This is a genomic window from Bacillus sp. AMCV2 (assembly GCF_056033925.1).
This window is the reverse complement of record NZ_JBVYIB010000002.1, coordinates 3,874,373-3,899,644: the sequence shown is the minus strand read 5'-3', so window position 1 is coordinate 3,899,644 and position 25,272 is coordinate 3,874,373. Positions and strand designations below refer to the sequence as shown.

Annotated in this window: 16 protein-coding genes and 2 pseudogenes; 17 read left to right on the top strand and 1 reads right to left on the bottom strand. The window is 43.3% G+C overall.

From position 1 onward, the window contains the following. Positions 1 to 23: 23 nt before the first annotated feature. The 14 genes and pseudogenes from abnB to dbpA all read left to right on the top strand — a co-directional run bounded on the left by abnB (position 24) and on the right by dbpA (position 21,070). Positions 24 to 1,442 (top strand): arabinan endo-1,5-alpha-L-arabinosidase AbnB, encoded by a 1,419-nt coding sequence (gene abnB / locus AC0OMA_RS20050; RefSeq protein ID WP_474222375.1) that lies wholly within the window; start codon positions 24 to 26, stop codon positions 1,440 to 1,442. A 306-nt stretch (positions 1,443 to 1,748) separates the two neighbouring features. Next, a complete protein-coding gene (locus tag AC0OMA_RS20045; RefSeq protein WP_474222374.1) occupies positions 1,749 to 2,114 on the top strand; it encodes a YwqH-like family protein in 366 nt (121 codons plus the stop codon). An 11-nt stretch (positions 2,115 to 2,125) separates the two neighbouring features. Next, complete coding sequence (locus AC0OMA_RS20040) at positions 2,126 to 2,395, top strand: YwqI/YxiC family protein (RefSeq protein WP_003218942.1); 270 nt, start codon at positions 2,126 to 2,128, stop codon at positions 2,393 to 2,395. A gap of 19 nt (positions 2,396 to 2,414) precedes the next feature. After that, positions 2,415 to 4,031, top strand: a complete 1,617-nt coding sequence (locus AC0OMA_RS20035) for a T7SS effector LXG polymorphic toxin (protein ID WP_474222373.1) — start codon at positions 2,415 to 2,417, stop codon at positions 4,029 to 4,031. Between the two features lie 16 nt (positions 4,032 to 4,047). Then, entirely contained in the window at positions 4,048 to 4,386 is a 339-nt protein-coding gene (locus tag AC0OMA_RS20030; protein ID WP_015250873.1) for a hypothetical protein, read from the top strand. 424 nt (positions 4,387 to 4,810) lie between these two features. After that, positions 4,811 to 6,628, top strand: coding sequence for a PTS beta-glucoside transporter subunit IIABC (gene bglP / locus AC0OMA_RS20025; RefSeq protein ID WP_474222372.1), 1,818 nt, complete (start codon positions 4,811 to 4,813; stop codon positions 6,626 to 6,628). Between the two features lie 22 nt (positions 6,629 to 6,650). After that, positions 6,651 to 8,060 (top strand): aryl-phospho-beta-d-glucosidase, encoded by a 1,410-nt coding sequence (gene bglH, locus AC0OMA_RS20020; protein ID WP_327830225.1) that lies wholly within the window; start codon positions 6,651 to 6,653, stop codon positions 8,058 to 8,060. A 102-nt stretch (positions 8,061 to 8,162) separates the two neighbouring features. Further along, on the top strand, positions 8,163 to 8,609 hold the full coding sequence (locus tag AC0OMA_RS20015) for a universal stress protein (protein WP_003227162.1): 447 nt from the start codon (positions 8,163 to 8,165) through the stop codon (positions 8,607 to 8,609). A 152-nt stretch (positions 8,610 to 8,761) separates the two neighbouring features. Further along, positions 8,762 to 9,697: a DMT family transporter gene (locus AC0OMA_RS20010; protein WP_046161098.1), complete on the top strand. Its 936-nt coding sequence runs from the start codon at positions 8,762 to 8,764 to the stop codon at positions 9,695 to 9,697. Positions 9,698 to 9,861: 164 nt separating this feature from the next. Next, positions 9,862 to 16,869, top strand: a complete 7,008-nt coding sequence (wapA, locus tag AC0OMA_RS20005) for a tRNA nuclease WapA (RefSeq protein WP_474222371.1) — start codon at positions 9,862 to 9,864, stop codon at positions 16,867 to 16,869. Positions 16,870 to 16,891: 22 nt separating this feature from the next. Then, positions 16,892 to 17,811, top strand: a pseudogene (gene wapI / locus AC0OMA_RS20000) (immunity protein WapI). Positions 17,812 to 17,900: 89 nt separating this feature from the next. After that, positions 17,901 to 18,029: pseudogene (locus AC0OMA_RS19995) on the top strand (hypothetical protein); the annotation flags it as partial. Positions 18,030 to 18,400: 371 nt separating this feature from the next. Next, positions 18,401 to 19,549, top strand: a complete 1,149-nt coding sequence (locus tag AC0OMA_RS19990; RefSeq protein ID WP_474222370.1) for a rhamnogalacturonan acetylesterase — start codon at positions 18,401 to 18,403, stop codon at positions 19,547 to 19,549. 81 nt (positions 19,550 to 19,630) lie between these two features. Next, positions 19,631 to 21,070: an ATP-dependent RNA helicase DbpA gene (gene dbpA, locus AC0OMA_RS19985; protein WP_474222369.1), complete on the top strand. Its 1,440-nt coding sequence runs from the start codon at positions 19,631 to 19,633 to the stop codon at positions 21,068 to 21,070. A gap of 18 nt (positions 21,071 to 21,088) precedes the next feature. Here the strand turns inward: dbpA and AC0OMA_RS19980 are convergent, their stop codons facing one another. Continuing rightward, on the bottom strand, positions 21,089 to 22,375 hold the full coding sequence (locus AC0OMA_RS19980) for an MFS transporter (protein ID WP_474222368.1): 1,287 nt from the start codon (positions 22,373 to 22,375) through the stop codon (positions 21,089 to 21,091). A 206-nt stretch (positions 22,376 to 22,581) separates the two neighbouring features. On the opposite strand from AC0OMA_RS19980, the gene AC0OMA_RS19975 reads away from it, so the two are divergent. The 3 genes from AC0OMA_RS19975 (at position 22,582) to bglS (ending at position 25,216) form a co-directional block, all read left to right on the top strand. After that, on the top strand, positions 22,582 to 23,262 hold the full coding sequence (locus AC0OMA_RS19975; RefSeq protein ID WP_327844956.1) for a hypothetical protein: 681 nt from the start codon (positions 22,582 to 22,584) through the stop codon (positions 23,260 to 23,262). Positions 23,263 to 23,357: 95 nt separating this feature from the next. Next, positions 23,358 to 24,191 carry a transcriptional antiterminator LicT gene (licT, locus tag AC0OMA_RS19970; protein ID WP_377886084.1) on the top strand — a complete coding sequence of 278 codons (834 nt, stop codon included), beginning with the start codon at positions 23,358 to 23,360 and terminating at the stop codon, positions 24,189 to 24,191. A gap of 296 nt (positions 24,192 to 24,487) precedes the next feature. Further along, positions 24,488 to 25,216: a beta-glucanase gene (gene bglS / locus AC0OMA_RS19965; RefSeq protein WP_024571825.1), complete on the top strand. Its 729-nt coding sequence runs from the start codon at positions 24,488 to 24,490 to the stop codon at positions 25,214 to 25,216. The last annotated feature ends 56 nt before the right edge of the window (positions 25,217 to 25,272 follow it).

The following is a 25,272-nucleotide window of genomic DNA, read 5'->3' as shown; positions in this document are numbered from 1 at the left end:
AAAAAGAGAGGCGAATTGTTTAGATGTTCAACCGATTGTTCCGTGTATGTTTTCTTGCAGCTCTTATCATGGCCTTCACCCTCCCAAACTCCGTCTATGCGCAAAAAGCAGGAAAACCAGTATTTAAAGAAGTCAGCGTCCATGACCCTTCCATCATTGAAACAAACGGCACCTTTTATGTTTTTGGATCTCATCTCGCTTCAGCAAAAACAAATGACCTTATGCAATGGCAGCAGCTGACCAACAGCGTAAGCAATGACAACCCACTTATTCCGAATGTCTACGAAGAATTAAAAGAAACCTTCGAATGGGCGCAATCCGATACTCTTTGGGCAGCTGACGTCACGCAGCTGGCGGACGGCAAATACTACATGTACTACAACGCCTGCCGCGGCGACTCGCCTAGGTCCGCCATGGGTGTTGCCGTCGCTGACAACATCGAAGGGCCATACAAAAACAAAGGCATCTTTTTGAAATCAGGAATGGAAGGCACAAGCAGCGATGGAACACCGTATGACGCAACCAAACATCCGAATGTCGTCGACCCGCATACCTTCTTTGATAAAGACGGCAAGCTGTGGATGGTGTACGGATCATACTCAGGCGGCATTTTCATACTTGAAATGAATCCGAAAACGGGCTTCCCGCTTCCTGGACAGGGATACGGGAAAAAACTGCTCGGCGGCAATCACAGCAGAATCGAAGGCCCGTATGTTCTCTACAATCCAGACACCCAATACTACTACTTATACCTATCATATGGCGGTCTCGATGCAACAGGCGGCTACAACATCCGTGTGGCCCGCTCCAAGAAACCAGACGGCCCTTACTATGATGCAGAAGGCAATCCAATGCTCGACGTCCGCGGCAAGGAAGGCACATTCTTCGACGACCGTTCCATCGAACCATACGGCGTCAAACTCATGGGCAGCTACACTTTTGAAACAGAAAATGAAAAAGGCACCGGGTACGTTTCACCAGGCCACAACTCCGCATACTATGACCAGAAAACCGGGCGTTCCTATTTAATCTTCCACACACGCTTCCCGGGCAGGGGTGAGGAACACGAAGTCAGAGTCCACCAATTGTTCATGAACAAAGACGGCTGGCCGGTAGCAGCGCCCTATCGTTATGCGGGCGAAACATTGAAAGAAGTAAAACAAAAAGACATCACAGGAACATACAAACTTATCCAGCATGGAAAAGACATCTCAGCCGACATCAAAAAAACCATCAACATCCAGCTCAACAAAGACCACACCATTTCCGGGGAAATGACCGGAACATGGAAGAAAACCGGAAAAAATACAGCCGACATCACGTTAGCGGGCAAGAAGTATAACGGGGTATTTTTACGCCAGTGGGATTCGGTGAGAGAGAAGAACGTCATGACGTTTAGTGTGTTGAATGGCAGCGGTGAGGCTGTTTGGGGAGCTAAATAAGATGGAGAAGGCGCCTTCGTAGGAAGGCGTTTTTTTATGAGCTTTATTGACTATAAGAAACAGTTAAGTGGGAGAAAAAATGGAAATGAAAGAGAGATTAAAGACTTAAACAAAAAGTCCCGCCTATGATTGTTTTCTCCTCTTATAAGGTGATGAGATCGAATTTTTAGCAATTTAGAACCAGTGAAACACCTCTCAAGACAAACCTTTTTACCTATTTATCCAATATGACCCATCATGTAATATGAAAATAGTCTGTATTGTCAAGAATTGACACAGTTTGATAGAAACACGAGGTGTTGCGGCATGCATAGTGAAATGTTGTTACATTCGGTAAAAGCCGACTTACATGAAAAACAGGAACAAATCCATCAGTTAAAACGAGTGCTGCACGAAATCAGGCAAATCAAACACGAATTCTCCGAGGCCCAGCATCTCATTCACCGGCCTCATCTTAACCGGGAGGCATGGAGAGGAACACATGCTGAGCGGTTTGAAGATATTCGTGAAGGAATGAACAAAGCATATCAGCAAATCAAAAGCGATCAAGTCAGCGGAATCATCGAAAGCATAGAAGGGAAAATCCACTCATTAGAGGGTGATGTCTATTCCATAAGACGCCAAATTACGAAGATAGAGCATGAAATAGAGAAGGAAAAACATAAAAAGTGAGGTGAGCACAAATGGCACAGGAAATCAAAATGGTCTATGGCACAGTGAAGCAAGGGCTTTCTCAGCTCAAGAATTCAGCTGAACTCAAGTCCTCCTTGCCCGGCCATCTCTCAGGCAGAAACCATTTGAATGTTGTGAAGTCCATCGAGCAATTAAATAAGGACATCAAAGAGCTCACTGAAGCATATGCGTCTGTTCTGGCCAAGCATATCGCACAAACGGAAAGCGCGGTAAACGCCATGAAGGAAACCGACGAAAACATATCATCTTCCATGAAATAAAGCGCGGGAGGACAAGGGATTGAAAACATTAGATGTCCACGCTCTTCACGAGGGCATTCAGCATACGATTGAGAAACTGGACAAGCAAAAGCAACAGCTGGAGAAGCTGGAAAAAAGCGTTGAGCATCTGGCAGGCATGAAGGATGCGCTGAAAGGAAAAGGCGGAGATGCCATCCGGACCTTTTACGAGGAGTGCCACAAGCCTTTTCTCCTTTTCTTTGGCATGTTTATCGACGAATACAAAAAAGTGCTGAAACAAACACAGCATGCGATTTCCTCTGTAGAATCTGACTCTCACGGCATGATTGCAGAGGCTTTTCTCTCACACGATGCGAGACATGGGGTCAAGCATGCACGAGAAGTGACAGAGCAGCTCACTGATGCAGTCAATCGCCAGACATCAGCCATAGATCACATCGTCAGCCTGCCGGCAGTCAATGATACCTTTTTCCGAATGGAAACAGAACAGGCTGAGCGACTGATTTCAGACACCCTGAATAAGCTCTTTCAATTTGACGGCCAGCAAACCCAAGCACTAGAAACCGCAAAATCAGATTTTCAAACGATGAAAAAATATATAGACCAGCTCGAAACCATGTACACCGGCCCGAAAATTGAAATCACAGGCTACAAAAGCGGCTCTATCCTGAAATCACAGGAAGAAGAAAACATCAACCAAACCTTCGGCGCGATTAACCCGCAAATGAAGCAGGCGGATGATTCACCGATGGAGATGATGCTGAAGAAACTAGCCGAGAATGAAAAGTCTAAAGTGGATTCAGTTGTCAAAACGGGTCATTCTAAAAAGGTAAGTGAAAATATCATCGTTATCAATGGTAAAGTGTATAATACGAGTGAACATAGAGAACATATAAAAACTGATTTCTCAAATGCAGAGGTTAAGCAAGTCGTCTATAATGATACACTTTACAATGTATACATATCTGGTAATGAAATGAAGCTTGAACCTGTCGTCTCGCTTTCGGACATTAAAGTGGATGAGAATGGATATGTGAAAATTTTAGAGACAGCTGTAGAACTTACCGGTGTGTATGATCTATTTAAAGCAGCCACGGGCAGAGATCCGGTATCAGGCGAAAAAGTCACAGGGAAAGACCGTGTTGTTGCCTCCATAAACTCAGTACCATTTGCCAAAATAGCTAAGTTAGAAAAGTTAATAGATATTAATAAACTTATTAATGATGGGAAAAAGGCTAAGAAGGCTTCGGAAGTTAAAAACGTTGCTAAGGATACGGGTAATGGTGTACCGTCTTATGGAAAGAAGTCAGTACCTAAAGGACCTTACAGAGAAGTACATGGATTCCTAGTTAAAGTAAAGCCAGGTGCTCAAGAGAAACATATTCCTAATACGCCAAATTACAAACAAGAAATAGCAAATGGTAAAAACAAGAGTATTTTCTATGGTGATAATAAAACAGCACAGGAATTGCTTGATAAGTTTGCAGGAAAAGGTCAACTACTACCAAACGGTAAAAAAGAAAGAGTAGACTTTGGTAAACCAATTGGAAAATACTATGATCGTGATACTGGTGAATACATTGAAACTACTAGAGGAATGATTCATTACGGAAAAGACGGAGCGCATATAGTGCCTTCAGAACCATTAAAGAAGTAATAAGAGGAGGATATACATGGAATATGATCCTTTAATAAAAGCGTTAAAAGAGTATAAAGATAGTGACTTGATAATAGAGTGGGATAGTGGATTAAAGATTATTGGTGAACCAGATACACTCTTTGAAACAGACAATGGGTTGGATGACGATGATGTGAATTTTATCGAATATTATGCAGTTACATTTCAAGTAAATGATATTTTAGCTCATCCTACTAGTGAAGAAAGTAGTTTATATAATTGGTTAATACAAAAGAAAGGTTCATTAGTTGAAATTTCACTTTATGATGATCCGCCAAGTGCAGTTTTTTTAACTGACGGAGAAAGTATATGGAAAAGGGATAGTCAAAAATAAAACATATACCTTGATGGGCTAAATTGCCTTTCAAGGTTTTTTACTTTTATATTAAGTCAGCTGATATATTTGATAGTATTTTCAGAAAAATAAAACAAAATATACAAAATGGCTTCCCTCTATAACAAAGCAGTCCTCAATAAGTAATTCCCTTTAGTCAAAACCTAAAAATGAAAGCGTTGACATCCCTTAAATCTAGTGCTAAAGTATACCTACAAACAAATAAAACGACCCGTCAGGATTGTTACTGCGAAAGCAGGCAAAACCTAAATGGTGCAGGTGCAGGAGGAGACTCTCGCAATCTGTGTCATTTAGGTTTTTTTTATTCTCTTTTAGGAGGTGATGCAGCATTTGATAGAAAAAAAGCTGGTGAAAGGCGGCCACCTTTCTTCCAGCAGTCCCCCCATAAAAAGGAGGTATATACATGGATTATGATAAATTATCGAAGGACATATTACAACTCGTAGGCGGTGAAGACAACGTTCAGCGCGTGATTCACTGCATGACGAGGCTGCGTTTTAATCTTCATGACAATTCGAAGGCGGATCGCAGTCAGTTGGAGCAGCTGCCTGGAGTGATGGGCACCAATATCAGCGGCGAGCAGTTTCAAATCATTATCGGAAACGATGTGCCGAAGGTGTATCAGGCGATTGTGCGGCACAGCAATCTCAGTGATGAAAAGAGCGCTGGTTCATCCTCTCAGAAAAAGAATGTGCTGAGTGCGGTCTTTGATGTGATTTCTGGTGTGTTTACCCCGATTCTGCCTGCGATTGCGGGAGCGGGAATGATCAAAGGGCTTGTGGCGCTGGCAGTCACGTTTGGCTGGATGGCGGAGAAGAGCCAGGTTCATGTCATTTTGACGGCTGTCGGTGACGGTGCGTTCTACTTCCTGCCGCTCCTGCTAGCGATGAGTGCGGCGAGAAAATTCGGAAGCAATCCGTACGTCGCGGCAGCCATTGCGGCGGCGATCCTGCATCCGGATTTGACAGCCCTGCTCGGTGCGGGGAAACCGATTTCCTTTATCGGGCTTCCTGTAACCGCTGCCACTTATTCGTCAACGGTCATCCCGATTTTGCTGGCGATTTGGATTGCTTCGTACGTAGAAAAATGGATTGACCGTTTTACACACGCATCTCTCAAATTGATTGTGGTTCCGACATTCACGCTATTGATTGTCGTGCCGCTGACATTGATTACAGTCGGACCGCTTGGCGCTATTTTAGGAGAATACTTGTCTTCTGGGGTCAATTATTTGTTTGATCATGCAGGGCTTGTGGCGATGATTTTGCTGGCTGGTACATTCTCTTTAATCATTATGACGGGCATGCACTATGCCTTTGTGCCGATCATGATCAACAACATCGCTCAAAACGGCCACGATTATTTACTGCCGGCTATGTTTTTGGCGAATATGGGGCAGGCGGGAGCATCATTTGCCGTCTTCCTTCGCTCCAGAAACAAAAAATTTAAATCACTCGCGCTTACCACAAGCATCACGGCGCTGATGGGGATCACAGAACCTGCGATGTATGGCGTGAATATGCGATTGAAAAAGCCGTTTGCGGCCGCTTTGATTGGCGGTGCAGCCGGTGGCGCGTTTTACGGCATGACGGGTGTTGCTTCCTATATCGTCGGAGGGAATGCAGGTCTCCCGAGCATCCCTGTCTTTATCGGCCCAACGTTTATTTACGCGATGATCGGCCTTGTGATTGCGTTTGCGGCGGGAACAGCAGCTGCGTATTTGCTTGGATTCGAGGATGTGCCTTCTGACGGCAGCCAGCAGCCGGGCAGCAGAGAGATCATTCACAGCCCGATTAAGGGAGAAGTGAAAGCCTTAAGTGAAGTCAAAGATGGAGTGTTTTCTGCCGGGATCATGGGAAAAGGATTTGCCATTGAGCCTGAAGAAGGAGAAGTTGTGTCGCCTGTTCGTGGAAGCATTACCACCGTTTTTAAAACAAAACACGCAATTGGCATTACGAGTGATCAGGGAGCTGAAATACTCATACACATTGGATTGGACACGGTGAAGCTGGAGGGACAATGGTTCACGGCTCACGTTAAAGAAGGCGACAAGGTCGCACCGGGAGATCCGCTCGTGTCCTTTGACCTGGAGCAAATCAAAGCCGCGGGATATGACGTCATTACCCCGGTGATCGTGACCAACACAGACCAATATTCATTTTCGCCGGTAAAAGAGATCGGTAAAGTGCAGACAAAAGAAGCGCTGCTTGCTTTATCTTGAAAAAACTAATGGGGTGATCAATATGAGTTCAAACGCAAAACGATTTCCAGAAGGATTTTTATGGGGCGGCGCAGTTGCTGCCAACCAAGTGGAGGGTGCTTATAACGAGGGTGGTAAGGGGCTTTCGACAGCTGACGTATCGCCGAACGGGATCATGTCTCCATTTGATGAATCAATGACTTCCTTGAATCTGTATCACAACGGGATTGACTTTTATCATCGTTATAAAGAGGATATCGCCTTATTTGCAGAAATGGGATTTAAGGCGTTCCGTACATCGATTGCGTGGACGAGAATTTTTCCGAATGGCGATGAAGAGGAGCCCAATGAAGAAGGCCTCAGCTTTTATGATGATCTGTTTGATGAGCTGTTAAGGCATCATATTGAGCCTGTCGTAACCATCTCTCATTATGAAATGCCGCTCGGTTTAGTGAAAAATTACGGCGGCTGGAAGAATCGCAAAGTCATAGAGTTTTATGAACGCTATGCCAAAACGGTTTTCAAACGCTATCAACACAAAGTGAAGTATTGGATGACGTTTAATGAAATTAACGTGGTGCTCCATGCGCCATTTACCGGAGGCGGCCTTGTTTTTGAAGAAGGAGAAAACAAATTAAACGCGATGTACCAGGCGGCACACCACCAATTTGTGGGCAGTGCTCTTGCTGTCAAAGCGGGCCACGACATCATTCCTGATTCGAAAATCGGCTGTATGATAGCGGCAACGACAACCTATCCGATGACTTCTAAGCCGGAGGATGTCTTCGCGGCAATGGAGAATGAGCGCAAAACACTTTTCTTCTCAGATGTTCAGGCAAGAGGCGCATACCCGGGATATATGAAACGCTATCTGGCAGAAAACAATATTGAAATTGAAATGGCTGAAGGCGATGAAGAGCTCTTGAAAGAACATACGGTGGATTATATTGGATTCAGCTACTACATGTCGATGGCGGCGAGCACAGATCCGGAAGAGCTTGCAAAATCAGGGGGCAACCTGCTGGGCGGAGTCAAAAACCCTTACCTCAAATCATCAGAATGGGGCTGGCAAATTGATCCGAAAGGCTTGCGCATCACGCTCAACACCTTATACGACCGTTATCAGAAGCCGCTGTTCATTGTTGAAAATGGCCTTGGCGCTGTAGACAAGGTTGAAGAGGACGGCACGATTCAGGACGATTACAGAATCAACTATCTGCGTGATCATTTAATTGAAGCGCGCGAAGCCATTGCGGACGGCGTTGAATTAATCGGATACACATCATGGGGGCCAATTGACCTTGTCAGCGCATCTACCGCGGAAATGAAAAAACGCTACGGCTTCATTTATGTGGACCGGGACAATGAAGGAAATGGAACATTTAACCGCATCAAGAAAAAAAGCTTCAACTGGTATCAGCAGGTCATCGCCACAAACGGAGAGAGTCTCTGACAAATTTTTGAAAACTCATGCGCTTCAATTGACAATAACGAAATGCAGGCGGACAATAAAAGAGAAAGATGAACCACCCACAGTCCGAAAGGCGGGAAGAGCATGTTTAACAAAATGTTAGTAGCGATTGACGGATCAGACATGAGTGCAAAAGCGCTTGATGCCGCAGTGCATTTGGCAAAAGAGCAACAAGCGGAACTAAGCATTCTTCATGTGGGGAGAGAAGCCGTCGTCACGACTTCTTCTCTGACGGGAATTGTCTATGTGCCTGAACACTTTATTGATGAAATCAGGAACGAGGTTAAAAAAGAGGGCCTGAAAATCCTTGAAAATGCAAAAGAAAAAGCAGCCGAAAAAGGCGTTCAAGCTGAAACCATTTACGCGAATGGCGAGCCGGCGCATGAGATACTAAATCACGCAAAAGAGAAAGGCGTCAGCCTGATCGTAGTCGGAAGCCGGGGCATCAGCGGCTTGAAAGAAATGATGCTTGGAAGCGTCAGCCATAAAGTGTCTCAATTATCAACATGCCCGGTTTTGATTGTTCGATAGATTTGTAAAAAAAGCGCCCTTGGGCGCTTTTTTTTATTTAGATATAGAAGTGTTATAATATCTACATGTAAAAAAGAGGAATTCTATGTGTAGATTTCTGAATTCATAAAAAACAGTTTATGCTATGCAGTACTGGAGGTAGAATACGGTTGATGCAACAGGATCTTTCCATATCGTCAAAACAAAAATCAACAGCCGTAATCAAAATGGTCATCTCCATGGTGATTTTCGGTTCTATCGGCTTTTTCTCAGAGCATACCAATCTGCCGTCATTTGAATTGGTCTTTGTCCGCTGCCTTTGCGCGACGCTGTTTTTAGGCCTTTGCTGGCTGGCGTCCGGCCAGTATAAAACTGAAAAATGGAGCAAGAGAGACGTGCTGCAAACATTGGCGTGCGGTTTCTTTCTTGTATTCAACTGGGTGTTCTTATTTAAGTCTTTTGAAGAAACGTCCGTTACAATTGCCATCTCCGTTTATCACCTAGCGCCGGTGCTTGTTCTTCTTCTGGGGAGTTTCCTCTACAGAGAGAAATTAAATGTGATCTCCGTCAGCTCCATTATCATCTGCTTTCTGGGAACTGCGCTGATTTCCGGGATTAACGGCAGCACTTCATTGACACAGCTGATGGGATCAGGGATCATATGGGCAGTTCTCGCCGCACTGTTTTATGCGTTCACCACTTTATTGGGAAAAGGCATTCACAATCTCAGTCCTTACACGACCACCTTCTTGCAGACGGGTTTAGGGGTTATCATCCTGATTCCGTTTATTCACTTTGGCGCTTTTGCTGACCTATCTCAGGGAAACTGGATTATGGTGGTATCTACCGGCATCATCCATACGGGTATTGTATATTTGCTGTTTTTTGACAGTTTGCGATTTTTATCTACGAAATTTATTTCAATCATTGTATTTCTCGACCCCGCTGTCGCGATCGTGCTCGATACCGTCTTCACAGGCTTCCGCCCTGACCTCTATCAAACGCTTGGCATCGTAATGATCTTTGCGGGCATGGCCTTGACGCTTGTCAGGAGGCAGGGGAAGGCGAATGTGGCAGCTGAGGGTACGGATATTGAACAAATGCAATAATGGAAAATGTAAAAAGGCCTATGCGGCCTTTTTTTGTTTTAGGTCAATTGACTCTCGCTAATCCTTAAAATAAGATAAATTTTCTAGAAAAATATTGCAATAATATTTCAGTCTAGTTAAGGTTATTGAGTAAATATTACTTTTATTACAAAAGGAGAGAGAAAATGAAAAAAAGAAAGAGGCGAAACTTTAAAAGGTTCATAGCAGCATTTTTAGTGTTGGCTTTAATCATTTCATTAGTGCCAGCCGATGTAATAGCAAAATCCACAGAAGAAGAGAATGGAAATCGTATTGCTGCCGATGATCCAGAAGAAACTCTTCAGAAAGAACAAACTGAGGAAGCCGTACCTTTTGATCCAAAAGATATAAACAAAGAGGGAGAGATCACCTCTGAAAGAACAGAAAATACAAAACTCTATTATGAAGGTGACGGTGTCTATAAACAGGAAGTATACCTTGATCCTATTCATACAAAGGAAACACCTGATGCCGACTGGGAAGACATTTCTCCTGAGTTAAAAGAGTCGACAAGCAAACAAGTCGAGACAGAGAATGCCATTTTGAATTCAGATTTTCAAAAGCAAATGAAGAACGGGCTTTATGCGACTTTTGAGCATAATGACCATAAGGTTACATATTCACTTGTAGAAGCGAAAGGCCCGAATAAAACTTCACTTACTCCGAAAGATACCTCAGCAGATTATAAGACTGACAGTAATGAGATTGTGTATCCGGATGTTTTTCCGAATATTGATCTTCAGACTTTCACATTCAATGAAAACATAAAAGAAGATTTAGTCCTTCATCAGTATGATGGATACAACAAATTTACATTTCAGTTAAAAACCGATTTGCAGGCTAAAGAACAAGAGGATGGATCCATTGATTTTTCTGATGAAAAAGGCAAAGTTGTTTTTTCTGTGCCTAAACCTTTTATGACGGATTCAAAACTAGATGAGCTTTCCGGCGAGGTTGAACGTTCAGACAAAGTCAGCTATAAGCTGGAAAAGAATGAAGGAGGGTATTTGCTTCATCTTACGGCAGACGAGAGTTGGCTGAAAGACCCAGAACGCGTATATCCAGTATCTATCGACCCGTCAACTTCTTTATCTGTTTCATCGGACACGTTTGTCATGAGTGCCTACCCGACGACGAACTATTCGGCCTCCTCACAAAAATGGGATGCTAATTTAAAGGCCTATGTACTGAAAACGGGCTATTATGACAAAACAACAGGCACAAACTATGCGTTCATGAAATTTAACAACCTAAAGCCAATTCAAAATATGACTGTCACTAAAGCTACATTAAAAACATACGTAGCCCATTCCTATTATGGAACAAAGGCAACCGGTCTTTGGCTGGATACGGTCAACAGCAATTATGATAATGCAAAAGTGACATGGAACACCAAACCGGCATCTAAAAATATCGGAAAAGCCGACGTCCATAAAGGACAGTGGGCGAGTTATGATGTGACCGCTGCTGTAAAGTCATGGAACTCCGGCGGGGCCAACTATGGGTTTAAGCTTCATACAAACGGAAACGGTAAGGAATACTGGAAAAAACTAATTTCTTCAGCGAACTCCGCCAATAAACCGTATATTGAAGTGACGTATACCATACCAAAGGGAAACACCCCTACAATTAAAGCCTATCACAATGGTGATTCCACTGGTTATTTCGATATCAGTTGGAAAAAGGTTGAAGGTGCGAAAGGGTATAAGGTATGGATTTACAATGGTAAAGAATATCAAGCGATTTCTACAGGCAACGTCACGTCGTGGAGCACAAAAGGGAAAAAAATCTGGCCTACGAGCGCAGAAATTGCTTCCAAGAGATATAAACTGCATCTGGACGGCAAGGACGGAGCCGAATTGGCACTAGACCCATCCCCGGTCTATAAGAACTCCGGCGGAAGCTATGCCACAAGCAAAAACTATTGGATTGGCGTCAGTGCAATATTTGACCAAGGTGAAGGAGCGATGTCCGCACCGGCAAAACCCGTTATCCCTAATGTAGGAAAAGCACAAACACCATCAGCAAAAGGCTACAACAATGGGAATGCCACAGGGTATTTCGATCTTTCTTGGAAAGCTGTATCTGGTGCAACCGGCTATAAGGTTCAGGTGTTCAATGGGAAAGGCTTTGAGACATTTGATCTGGGAAATCAGACGTCTTGGACCACCAAAGGGAAAAAGATTTGGCCGACAAGTGCTGAAATTAAGGCTGGGAAATATGCTCTTCATCTGAAAGACGGCAATGGTGCAGAGCTGCCGATCAATCCCGGACCAACCTATAAAAACGCCGGGGGAGATGGAGCCAAAAAAAATTACTCGTTTAAAATTATCGCATACAACAAAGATGGCGAAGCCATTGCATCCCCGGCTGCTAACCCGGCACTTCCTGATATCGCTAGGCCAAAGAATTTAACTGGCTATTTGTATACAAATACAAAATCGAGTCAAACGGGTTATGTGAATTTGATATGGGAAAAGGTTCAAAATGCGAAGGGCTATAAAGTTAACATTTACAACGGTAAAGAATATCAGTCCTTTGATGTTGGTGATGCTGATCATTGGACAACCCAAAATAAAAACATCTGGCCGACTTCTGAGGAAATCAAAGCCGGAAGCTATAAGCTTCATACAGATGGAAAAGGCGGGGAATTAGCCCTCGATCCATCACCTGTCTATAACAATGCAAATGGGAATTACAAAGGGAAGAAGAATTATTCTTTCACGCTTGTCGCCTATGATGCGAATGGTGAAACGATTCCAACGGCGCCCTTTAACCCAACGTTCCATGAAGGCGCAGAATTCCTTGGGACAGAAGAATACTGGTCTATCATTGATATCCCAAGCGGCCAGTTAAATGGTGCGACAGGCAATGTCATTGTGAATGAAGAAGATTTGTCAATTGACGGACGCGGTCCAGGACTTGGCTTATCGAGAACCTACAACAGTCTTGACAGCTCTGATCATTTATTTGGGCAAGGCTGGTATGCTGATGCAGAAACATCTGTCATCTCAACGGATGGCGGGGCAATGTATATCGATGAAGACGCTACGACACATCGATTCACGAAAAAAGCCGATGGCACGTATCAGCCGCCGACCGGTGTATATCTTGAATTAACAGAAACAGCTGATCAGTTCATATTAAAAACAAAGGATCAAACCAACGCTTATTTTAATAAAAAAGGCGGCAAACTCCAAAAAGTAGTGGATGGCCACAACAATGCAACTGTCTATACTTACAATGACAAAAATCAACTGACCGCCATTACAGATGCATCAGGCCGCAAGCTTACATTTACCTATGATGAAAACGGCCATGTGACTTCCATCACCGGACCTAAGAATAAGAAAGTCACCTACTCATATGAGAATGATTTGCTGAAGAAGGTTACAGATACAGACGGGACTGTCACAAGCTATGACTATGATGGCGAAGGGCGCCTTGTCAAACAATATTCAGCCAACAGTACCGAAGCAAAGCCTGTCTTTACCGAATATCAGTATAACGGACACCGTCTCGATAAAGCGATCAACGCTAAAAAAGAAACATATGTCTACAGCTATGATGCTGATAAAAAGACGCTTCTCATGACACAGCCAAATGGCCGGAAGGTACAGTATGGCTATAATGAAGCGGGAAATCCGATTCAGGTTATTGATGATGCCGAAGGGCTAAAAATTACAACGAATACAAAATATGAAGGCAATAATGTTGTAGAAGATGTCGATCCAAACGACGTCGGCACCGGAAAAGCAACGGAAAGCTATCAATATGACAAAGATGGCAACGTTACGTCTGTTAAAGACGCATATGGAACTGAGACATACGAATACAACAAAAACAACGATGTCACAAAAATGAAGGATACCGAGGGCAATGTCACGGATATTGCTTATGACGGACTGGATGCTGTATCCGAAACTGATCAGAGCGGAAAATCATCGTCAGCAGCTGTTTATGATAAATACGGAAATCAGATTCAATCCAGCAAAGATTTATCAGCTTCAACTAATATTTTGAAAGATGGAAGCTTTGAAGCACAAAAATCCGGCTGGAATCTGACTGCTTCTAAAGACAGCGGCAAAATCTCAATTATCACCGATAAAAGCGGGGTTCTTTCCGGATCAAAGGCATTGGAAGTCTTGAGCCAATCAACGTCTGCCGGAACAGATCATGGGTATTCGTCAGCAACACAAACAGTTGAGCTGGAGCCGAATACAACCTATACATTAAGCGGGAAAATCAAAACAGATCTAGCGAAATCAAGAGCCTACTTTAACATTGATTTGCGAGACAAAGATCAAAAACGAATACAGTGGATTCACAATGAATACAGTGCATTAGCCGGAAAAAATGACTGGACAAAACGGCAAATCACTTTTACGACTCCAGCGAATGCAGGAAAAGCTGTTGTGTATATGGAAGTCGATCATAAAGATAAAGATGGTAAAGGAAAAGCATGGTTCGATGAAGTCCAGCTGGAAAAAGGCGAAGTATCATCGAGCTATAACCCAGTTCAAAACAGCAGCTTCACATCAGCAACGGAAAACTGGAATGTAAGCGGGGCATCCGTTGATTCTGAAGAAGGCTTTAATGATGAAGTATCATTAAAAGTTGCCCGGACCAGTGCGTCCCAAGCTGGATCAGTAACAAAACAAACCGTTGTCTTAGGGCAAAGCGCAAATGACAAACCGGTTTATCTCACACTGACAGGCATGTCGAAAGCAAGCAGTGTCAAGTTCACAGATGAAAAAGACTATTCTCTGCAGGCTAATGTCACTTACGCGGACGGCAGCACAGGCGTATACAATGCGAAATTCCCTTCTGGAACACAGGAATGGAACCGCGCAGCTGTGGTTATACCAAAAACAAAGCCGATCAATAAAGTCGATATCAGCATACTGTTCCAAAAGAGTGCAACAGGAACCGCGTGGTTTGATGATATCCGTTTGATTGAAGGAAGCCTTCTAACAAAAAGCACGTATGACAGTAATGGTAACTATGTGACTAAGGAAGAAGATGAACTAGGATACTCTACTTCAACTGATTACGATGAAACTGGTAAGAAAACGTCTGAAACGGATGCAAAAGGTGAAAAAACAACCTATACGTATGATCAGGCAGACCAACTGACAAACATGACGCTCTCCAACGGTACGTCTATCCTTCACAGCTATGATAAGGAAGGCAATGAGATAAGCAAAACCATCCGGGCGGGGGCAGATCAAACCTATAAATACGAATATGATGTGATGGGCAAGCTTGTCAAAACAACTGACCCTCTCGGCAATGTGTTAGCAAGCGAATATGATGCCAACAGCAACCTGACCAAAACCATTTCACCGAATGGCAACGAAGTATCTCTTTCTTATGATGGAACAGACCGGGTGAAATCAAAGTCGTATAACGGTACAGAAAAGTACAATTTCACGTATGACAAAAATGGAAATGAAACGTCGGTCGTTAATAAAGAGCAGAACACCACAAAGAAACGGACATTTGACAACAAAAACCGTTTAACCGAATTGACTGACCGCGGCGGCAGCCAAACTTGGACATACCCTAGTGACTCCGATAAGCTGAAAACCTTCTCGTGGACTCATGGGGACCAAAAAGGAACGAATCAATTTACGTATAACAAGCTGGACCAAATGATTGAGATGAAAGACAGTACATCTTCATATTCATTTGATTATGATGAAAATGGAAACGTCCAAACCTTTATTACGGGCAACGGCGGCGGAACAAGTTTTTCATATGACGAAAGAAACCTTGTAAGCTCGCTGCATATCGGTGACAAAAACGGCGGAAGCATTCTGACGGAAAGCTATGAATATGATGCCAACGGCAATCGCACAACGATAAACAGCTCAGCAAGCGGCAAGGTGCAATATGAGTATGGGAAGCTGAATCAGCTTGTCAAAGAAACCCATGAAGACGGTAATGTTATTGAATACACATATGATGGATTCGGAAACCGGAAAACCGTTACAACTATAAAAGACGGCTCAAGCAAAACGGTGAACGCTTCCTTCAACATCATGAACCAGCTGACAAAAGTCAATGATGAAAGCATCTCTTACGATAAAAACGGCAACCGCACATCCGACGGCAAATTCACATATACGTGGGATGCAGAAGATAACCTGACCGCCGTTACCAAAAAAGGCGAAGACAAGCCATTCGCAACATATAAGTATGACGAAAAAGGAAACAGAATCCAAAAAACCGTCAACGGAAAAGTCACGAACTACTTCTACGACGGAGACAGCTTGAACGTCTTGTATGAAACAGACGCGGACAACAACGTCACAAAATCATACACGTACGGAGACAGCGGCCAGCTGTTATCCTACACAGAAAATGGCAAGAAATATTTCTATCACTACAACGCTCACGGCGACATCATCGCGATCTCAGACAGCACTGGAAAAACCGTTGCCAAGTATCAATACGACGCATGGGGAAATCCAACAAAAACCGAAGCAAGCGACGAAGTAAAAGACAACCGCTACCGCTACGCAGGCTACCAATACGATGAAGAAACCGGCCTGTACTACCTCATGGCCCGCTACTACGAGCCAAGAAACGGCGTGTTCCTATCACTCGACCCAGACCCGGGCAGCGACGGAGATTCATTGGATCAGAATGGGTATGCTTATGGAAATAATAACCCAGTGATGAATGTTGATCCGGACGGGCATTGGGTATGGCTTGTGGTAAATGCCGGATTTGCAGCCTATGATGGATATAAGGCATATAAATCAGGTAAAGGATGGAAAGGTGCTGCTTGGGCAGCTGCTTCTAATTTTGGTCCTGGGAAGATATTTAAGGGTGCTAAAAGGGTTTATAGGTTTGCGAAATCAGGTAAAAATTTCAACTGGAAACATATCAAAAAAGATCATGGTCCTAAGTCGAAGGCACGAATGCCAAATGGGCAACCAAAAAGCAAGTTTAGAAGTGCTAAAACTTTAAGAAGAACAACTAAGGCAACAGCAAGAACTAGACCGGCATACGTCCAGAAAGATGGTAGAACAGTTCACTTTAAGAAGTTTAAAAAGCCTATTGGAAGAAAAACGAATGGTCGGCATACTTATACTGTAAAGGTTGTTAAGTCTGGAAGGTATGTTGTAACGAGTTATCCTTATTAAAAAGTGAATAAAAGGAAGAGGGATGATTCTTTCTTCCTTTTAAAAATAGAAAGGATGTCATCTATGCATGAACTAAAATTTAGAGATTTGAATGTCGAAGTAAATGAGGAAGATACAGTATTACTATCGATGACTGAATCAGAAATAATTGTATTGACTAAAAAGGAAATCGATTATGGTGCTAAATATATAAATCATATTGTTCTCTACGGTAACACTGATGGACGATTCTTAAATAGCTTTAGCATACAAACAAACGAACAAGTCATAAATGTACAAAAAGTTGATGATTCATTCTTGTTTTTGATTGATAAAGAGTACGAGGATAGTGTTAGAGACGTTGAACCCAATATATATTTGTGGAATCCGATTGAAGGATTCCATCAATCTTTTTATGCGGGGCGGTACATTAATTCAATGATGATAGATCAAAATAAGAATTTATGGGTCGGCTATGATGAAACGGGTATATTTTCATGCGTGGATCAGGAAATAAGCACGAGAGGGATTAATAAATTCGTTTTTAAAAATGGAAAATATGAATTGTATTCCCACGGTGTTAGTTCTTATGTGATTGACCAATATTATTCTACTTTTGTAAGTGAGGATGCCATCTATTTGTATTACAGATCGATGGGTGAAGATTATTTACAAAAATTGAATTTACTTGGAGAAACATTAGAAAGAGTTGAGGTTGGAATAGAGTGTAGTTCATGCATCAAAAATGGATCATCTATTTATCTTTTCAGTCGTGATGATGACTCTTATAATATTGAAAAAGCATTCAAGACAAATGACATGCAAAATTATGTAGAACAAGAAATTTCAAATGAAAACAATGGAGAAAGTCTATGTTTTACACAAGTAGCTTCCTATAAAGATAAGGTTGCAGGAATTGATCATAATAATAAGCTTTTTCTGTTAAATAATCAAAGCTTATAAAAGGGGATGCTTAACAAGTAGACTCATTATATTTGGTAAGCAGTGAAAGTGAGAAATCTAGATGAAACATAAAAATAGGGGGAATTCATTTGAATATCTCACAATACGAGAAATTGAAAAAGCATCTTTCTGATGAGGATACAGGTCCATTTACATTAAACGAGTTTTCTTTCTATATGAAAGAAGATGATCGTTATATTCAAATTCCTGTGTTTGAATTAAAACTATCAGCTCAAACCTGTGACATTCATTTGCGGTTTGAAGACATTAGTGCATCAAAGCTGGATGACCTTGAATCCATCGATGCGGTTGAGTTGGAGATTGAACCGACTGACGATCAATGGGAAAGACTCCGTTATTATGTGTATGATCAAGAAGATCAGATGAGTTTCTATTGCGGAGGTTGGGATGTGATCAAGTGTGACAAGAAGTCACACTGATTTTCCCCTTTTTTGCTTGAGACCCCCCTTTTTAAATATGGCACATCAATTTTATTTTTCAACGCCATTTTTTTCTCCCTTCAGCCATCATAAAGAAACAATCACCGAGTATGCATTAATGTATGCGTTTTCATAGAGGGGGAGTCTTGATGAAAAAATGGATGGCAGCGGTTTTTGTGATGATGTTGATGATGTGTTTTGGCGGGATTGAGGGTGTGAAGGCGGCAGAGCCGAAGGTGTATCAGTTTGATTTTGGAAGCGGTTCGGAGGAGCCTGGTTATATTGGCGTCAGGGCGTCTGATCGGTATGACCTGTCAAAGGGCTACGGTTTTCAGACACCGGAGAATATGAGGGATGTGGCGGCATCCGGTACTGGTGTGAAGAGTGATGCGGTTCGGTTTTTAGCGTATGGGGCGAAAAGCAATAACACGTTTAATGTGGATCTCCCGAATGGCCTTTATGAGGTGAAGGTGACGCTTGGCAATACGGCAAGGGCCAGTGTGGCGGCGGAGGGCGTGTTTCAGGTCATTAATATGACAGGGGATGGCGCGGAGGATACGTTCCAAATTCCTGTCACCGACGGGCAGCTGAATCTGCTGGTGACAGAGGGGAAGGCTGGCACCGCTTTTACGCTTAGCGCCTTGAAAATAAAGAAATTGTCTAATCAGCCGGTAACGAATCGAACCATTTATGTCGGCGGCGATTCGACGGTGTGCAATTATTATCCGCTCAACAGCAGCAAGCAGGCGGGCTGGGGGCAGATGCTGCCTCACTATATCGATAAACATACCTTTCAAGTGAGAAACATGGCGTCCGGCGGGCAGATCGCGAGAGGGTTTCGAAATGACGGTCAGCTCGAGGCGATCTTGAAGTACATCAAACCGGGTGATTATTTTATCTTGCAGCTTGGCATTAATGACACAAATCCAAAGCATAATGAATCTGAAGCGGAGTTTAAAGAGATGATGCGTGATATGATTCGTCAGGTGAAAGCGAAAGGAGCCGACGTCATCCTATCAACGCCTCAGGGCCGGGCGACCGATTTTACTTCTGAAGGCATCCATTCGTCTGTAAACAGATGGTACAGGGCCTCTATTTTAGCTTTGGCCGAAGAGGAAAAAACACATCTCATTGACTTAAATGTCCTCAGCTCGGCATACTTTACATCAATCGGTCCGGAAAGAACACTCGGGCTTTATATGGATGGAGACACGCTGCACCCGAACCGCGCTGGGGCCGACGCACTGGCACGATTGGCTGTTCAGGAGCTAAAACGCCAGGGAATCGATGGCTTTTAACACATCATTTTTCGACAAAACACATATGCCTTCGTCAATTAGAGTATAATGAGAACATCTGCAAGAGACAGGAGTTTATACATGAGTCATTTTAAAAACTATCAAATCAGTCATGACATTTTACGAGCATTGGAAGGACTGGGATATACAGAACCGACCAAGGTGCAGCAGAGTGTGATCCCCGCTGCCCTTGAACGAAAGGATCTTGTCGTCAAATCACAGACGGGAAGCGGGAAAACAGCTTCGTTCGGGATTCCTCTCTGTGAGCTGGCGGATTGGGATGAAAACAGGCCGCAGGCGCTTATTTTAACTCCAACCCGTGAGCTTGCGGTGCAAGTAAAGGAAGATATCACGAACATCGGACGATTTAAACGGATCAAAGCGACAGCCGTATTTGGAAAATCCTCCTTTGATAAACAAAAAGCTGAGCTTAAACAAAAAAGCCACATTGTTGTCGGCACGCCGGGACGTGTTCTGGATCATATCGAAAAAGGCACGCTTCCGTTGGATCGTCTCTCTTATTTGGTCATTGATGAAGCGGATGAGATGCTGAATATGGGCTTCATTGAGCAGGTGGAGGCGATTATCAAGCATCTGCCGACTGAGCGCACGACGATGCTGTTTTCGGCGACGCTTCCGCAGGATATCGAGAAGCTGAGCCGTCAATATATGCAAAACCCCGAGCATATCGAAGTCAAAGCGGCCGGCCTAACCACAAGAAATATTGAACATGCGGTGATTCAAGTAAGAGAAGAGAATAAGTTTTCATTGCTGAAAGATGTGCTGATGACGGAGAATCCCGACAGCTGCATCATTTTCTGCCGAACGAAGGAGCACGTCAATCAGCTGACCGATGAATTGGATGACTTAGGATATCCATGCGATAAAATTCACGGCGGAATGATTCAGGAAGACCGATTCGACGTCATGAATGAATTTAAACGTGGCGAGTACCGTTACTTAGTGGCAACGGATGTCGCCGCGCGCGGGATTGATATTGAAAATATCTCCCTTGTCATCAACTATGATCTGCCGCTTGAAAAAGAAAGTTATGTCCACCGCACGGGCCGAACGGGACGCGCAGGGAACAAAGGAAAGGCCATTTCGTTTGTCACGGCCTTCGAAAAACGGTTTTTAGCCGACATTGAAGAATATATCGGATTTGAAATCCAAAAAATAGAAGCCCCTTCTCAAGAGGAAGTGGCAAGGAAGAAACCAGAATTTCTAGCTAAACTGAATGACCGTCCGGAAAGCAAAAAGGACAAAAGCGAAGAGTTGAATAAAGACATTATGAAGCTGTATTTTAACGGCGGAAAGAAAAAGAAAATCAGAGCCGTTGATTTTGTAGGAACGATTGCCAAAATTGACGGTGTGTCAGCTGACGACATCGGCATCATCACGATCATGGATAACGCCTCATACGTTGAGATTTTAAATGGTAAAGGCCCTCATGTTCTCAAAGTGATGAAGAACACAACCGTCAAAGGGAAAAAGCTGAAGGTGAATAAAGCGAATAAATGATGAATGACCTGCTCCCAGTTAAAGGGGCAGGTCATTTTGCTGCTGGCTGACATCTGTGCTGGTTTCCTCCGGAACAAAGGCAAGAATCACAATGCCAATTACAAACAGAATGATCAGACTGAACACCGCAGTCGAGGATTTCCCGGTCAGCTGGGCGGTCACGGCAATGAGCAGCGGCCCCATAATTGAGGCGAATTTTCCGAAAATGTTGTAAAAACCGAAGAATTCATTAGCGTGGCGCTTTGGCACAAGCTTGGCGAAATAGGAACGGCTTAGGGCTTGAATACCGCCTTGCGAGGTGGCGACAAGCATAGCCAGTATCCAGAAATCAAGCGTTGTCTCCATAAAATAGGCATACACGCAGACGATCATATAAATGACGATCCCGACGTACAGCATGGTCTTCCCCGTGAAACGTTCTGCCAGTTTTCCATATACAATCGAAAACGGCGCGGCGACCACCTGAGTGACAAATAGGATGATCAGGAGGCTTGAGGAGCCGATCCCTAAATCTGATCCATAGGATGTCGACATCGTAATAATCGTGCCGACTCCGTCGATATAAAAGAAATAAGCGAGCAAGAAGAGGAAAAGTGCCCGGTATTGTCTGATCCGTTTCATCGTTTGGCCGAGCCGCTTAAAGCTGTTGATGACAATATGAGGTTCTTTTTTGATGTAATAGCGTTGATGGACATGTTTAATCATTGGGATGGTGAACAGCCCCCACCAGGCAGCCGTTATGAAAAAGGACAGCTGGCTTGCGGCCGATACAGACACTGGAATAGTCTCTGCTTGTGCGAGCAGGATGACAGCAATACTGATGATAAATGGAATCGTGCTTCCAATGTATCCTAAGCCAAAACCCCGTGCCGAGACGAGATTCATCCGCTTCTCAGACGTGACGTCAACGAGAAAGGCATCATAAAACACATTGGCGCCGGAAAAACCGATAGCCGATATCGTATAAAACAGCAACAATAGCAGCCAATGTTCACTAGGGATAAAGGCGAGCATCGCGGTGCTGGCGACACCGGCTGACACAAAGAAACCGAAGAACTTTTTCTTGCACCCTTCATAGTCGGCGATTGTGCCTAAAATAGGACCGAGCATCGCAAGAATAAACGTTGAAATCGCAATGGTATAGCCCAGATAGGCAGTCGATTGAGCGGCGCTGACACCGCTTTCCGCAGCTGCTGATTTATAAAATAACGGAAATACCGCGGTGGTCACGACAATTGAGTAAGCAGAATTTGCCCAGTCATATAATACCCAGCTGTTTTCTTGTTTCGTAAATCGTTTCATCATCAGAGCCCCTCTCCGGTAACGATACTTCTATTGTACGAGAAATGGGCCTGAAAAGAATGGAATGCACGTCAATTTTTACAAAATATTTATGTTTTTTCGCTTCAAATCATACTTTTGATTTATTGCTGGGGTTAGGTGCATCTGGTACCATTTAACTATATTTTATGGTATTTTCCAGAAGGGATTCAGCAGAGAGGAGACAGAGCATGAGGCAAATAGGCTTGTGTATAAGCCTGCTGGTCACAGTTCTTGTGCTGAGCGCATGCGAAAGTGAAGGTGAGGCTCAGATGTTCGCAGACTGTGATCAAAAGACAGTAAAACAAACCGCAGCCAAACCGATGAACAGTAAGAAAAAGCAGGATTTCCAAGCCCTCGCAAGCGACAGGCAGCTGGCCATTGTGTTCAGTTCCATGATACAAGTGAGCGAAGCATTTGATTATGGAATCGGCAATCCAGAATACTTCGTGCGAATCAGCATGACTGAAGAAGAAGCAGACATTGCGAAGGAGAATCTCGAATCGATTAAGCTTGAGAACAAATCGCTCAAAAAACAAAACAGCGAGGCGGTTGCCTTGCTTCAAAAAACGCGTAATCAAGACATGAGCCGCATCGAAGTTCAGCAGCTGACAGAAAATAGAGCCGCTTTTTTTGAGACCGCAGACAGTATGATCAAACTCATCGGCCAAGTCACACCGAAAAACGCGAAGAAGACAAGACAGCAGCTGGATCAGCTGAAAAAACAATATACACAATACAACGCTGAAAGCATTAAAATCATGAACAGCATTGTCAAAAAGCAGAAAGCTGACAAGGCATCATTTGAACGCCATCTGGAGGCGCTGCTTCAAAAACAGCCCGGGCAGCAGGTACGGAGTGAATTGTACTGACCAGCTTCCGTCTTTCCCTGATGATATTGACCTAGTACAAAAAGAATGTACAATCAAGATATAGTCTGTTCTTAGTAGATTTGGAGGGACATGCCATGAAAATTGCGAAGGTGATCAACAATAATGTGATCAGCGTGGTCAATGAACAGGGGAAAGAATTGGTCGTCATGGGCAGGGGGCTCGCGTTTCAGAAAAAGTCCGGCGATGATGTCGATGAAGCCCGCATTGAGAAAGTGTTCACGCTCGATAACAAGGATGTATCAGAAAAGTTCAAAACCCTTTTGTATGATATACCGATCGAGTGTATGGAAGTATCCGAAGAGATTATCAGCTACGCAAAATTACAGCTCGGCAAAAAGCTCAACGACAGCATCTATGTGTCGCTGACCGACCATATTAACTTTGCCATCCAGCGCAACCAGAAAGGGCTTGATATCAAAAACGCCTTGCTGTGGGAAACAAAACGGCTGTACAAAGACGAATTTGCGATCGGCAAAGAAGCGTTAATCATGGTAAAAAATAAGACTGGTGTGTCTCTGCCAGAGGATGAAGCTGGCTTTATTGCTCTGCATATTGTAAATGCCGAGCTGAATGAAGAGATGCCCAATATTATCAACATTACAAAAGTCATGCAAGAGATTTTGAGTATTGTAAAATACCATTTTAAGATTGAATTCAACGAAGAATCGCTTCACTATTATCGGTTCGTCACCCACTTAAAGTTTTTCGCGCAACGTCTTTTTAACGGCACTCACATGGAAAGCCAGGACGATTTTTTGCTGGATACAGTGAAAGAAAAGTATCATCGCGCGTATGAATGCACGAAGAAAATCCAAACCTACATTGAGCGGGAGTATGAGCACAAGCTCACAAGTGACGAGCTGCTGTATTTAACCATTCACATAGAAAGGGTAGTTAAACAAGCATAATGAGAGCGCTGACATTTTTATTTTCGTGTGTTCGTTTTTTTCTTACATTTCCATATGATGATGGTAGGATTGTTACTGATAAAGCAGGCAAAACCTAAATTACAATGAGTGCGGATCATCTCTGTCTGTGCTGATGGTAATTTAGGTTTTTATTTTTTTCAGGGGGAGGGTGATGATAGTTACAGGATTCAAGTAAGTAAGGTTCGGTATTATCATTATTTTGGCCGATGTTCCCTTTTAAAAGAATCATGTAAGATCAACATAGAAAACGCTTTCAACGAAAGGGGAATGCCAATATGCCTTATCTGAAACGAGTGTTGCTGCTTCTTGTCACTGGATTGTTTATGAGTTTGTTTGCAGTCACTTCTACTGCCTCGGCTCAAACAGGTGGATCGTTTTTTGACCCTTTTAACGGCTATAACTCCGGTTTTTGGCAAAAAGCAGATGGTTATTCGAATGGAAATATGTTCAACTGCACGTGGCGGGCTAATAACGTATCAATGACGTCATTGGGTGAAATGCGTTTAGCGCTAACAAGCCCAGCTTATAACAAGTTTGACTGCGGGGAAAACCGTTCTGTTCAAACATATGGCTATGGACTTTATGAAGTCAGAATGAAACCAGCTAAAAACACAGGGATCGTTTCATCGTTCTTCACTTACACAGGTCCAACAGATGGAACTCCTTGGGATGAGATTGATATCGAATTTTTAGGAAAAGACACAACAAAGGTTCAATTTAACTATTATACAAATGGTGCAGGAAACCATGAGAAGATTGTTGATCTCGGGTTTGATGCAGCCAATGCCTATCATACGTATGCATTCGATTGGCAGCCAAACTCTATTAAATGGTATGTCGATGGGCAATTAAAACATACTGCAACAAACCAAATTCCGACAACACCTGGAAAGATCATGATGAACTTGTGGAATGGCACGGGTGTCGATGAATGGCTTGGCTCCTACAATGGTGTAAATCCGCTATACGCTCATTATGATTGGGTGCGCTATACAAAAAAATAATGCCAAATGTGAAAGAGCCTGCTGCAATATAGCAGGCTCTTATGATTGTAATGAGG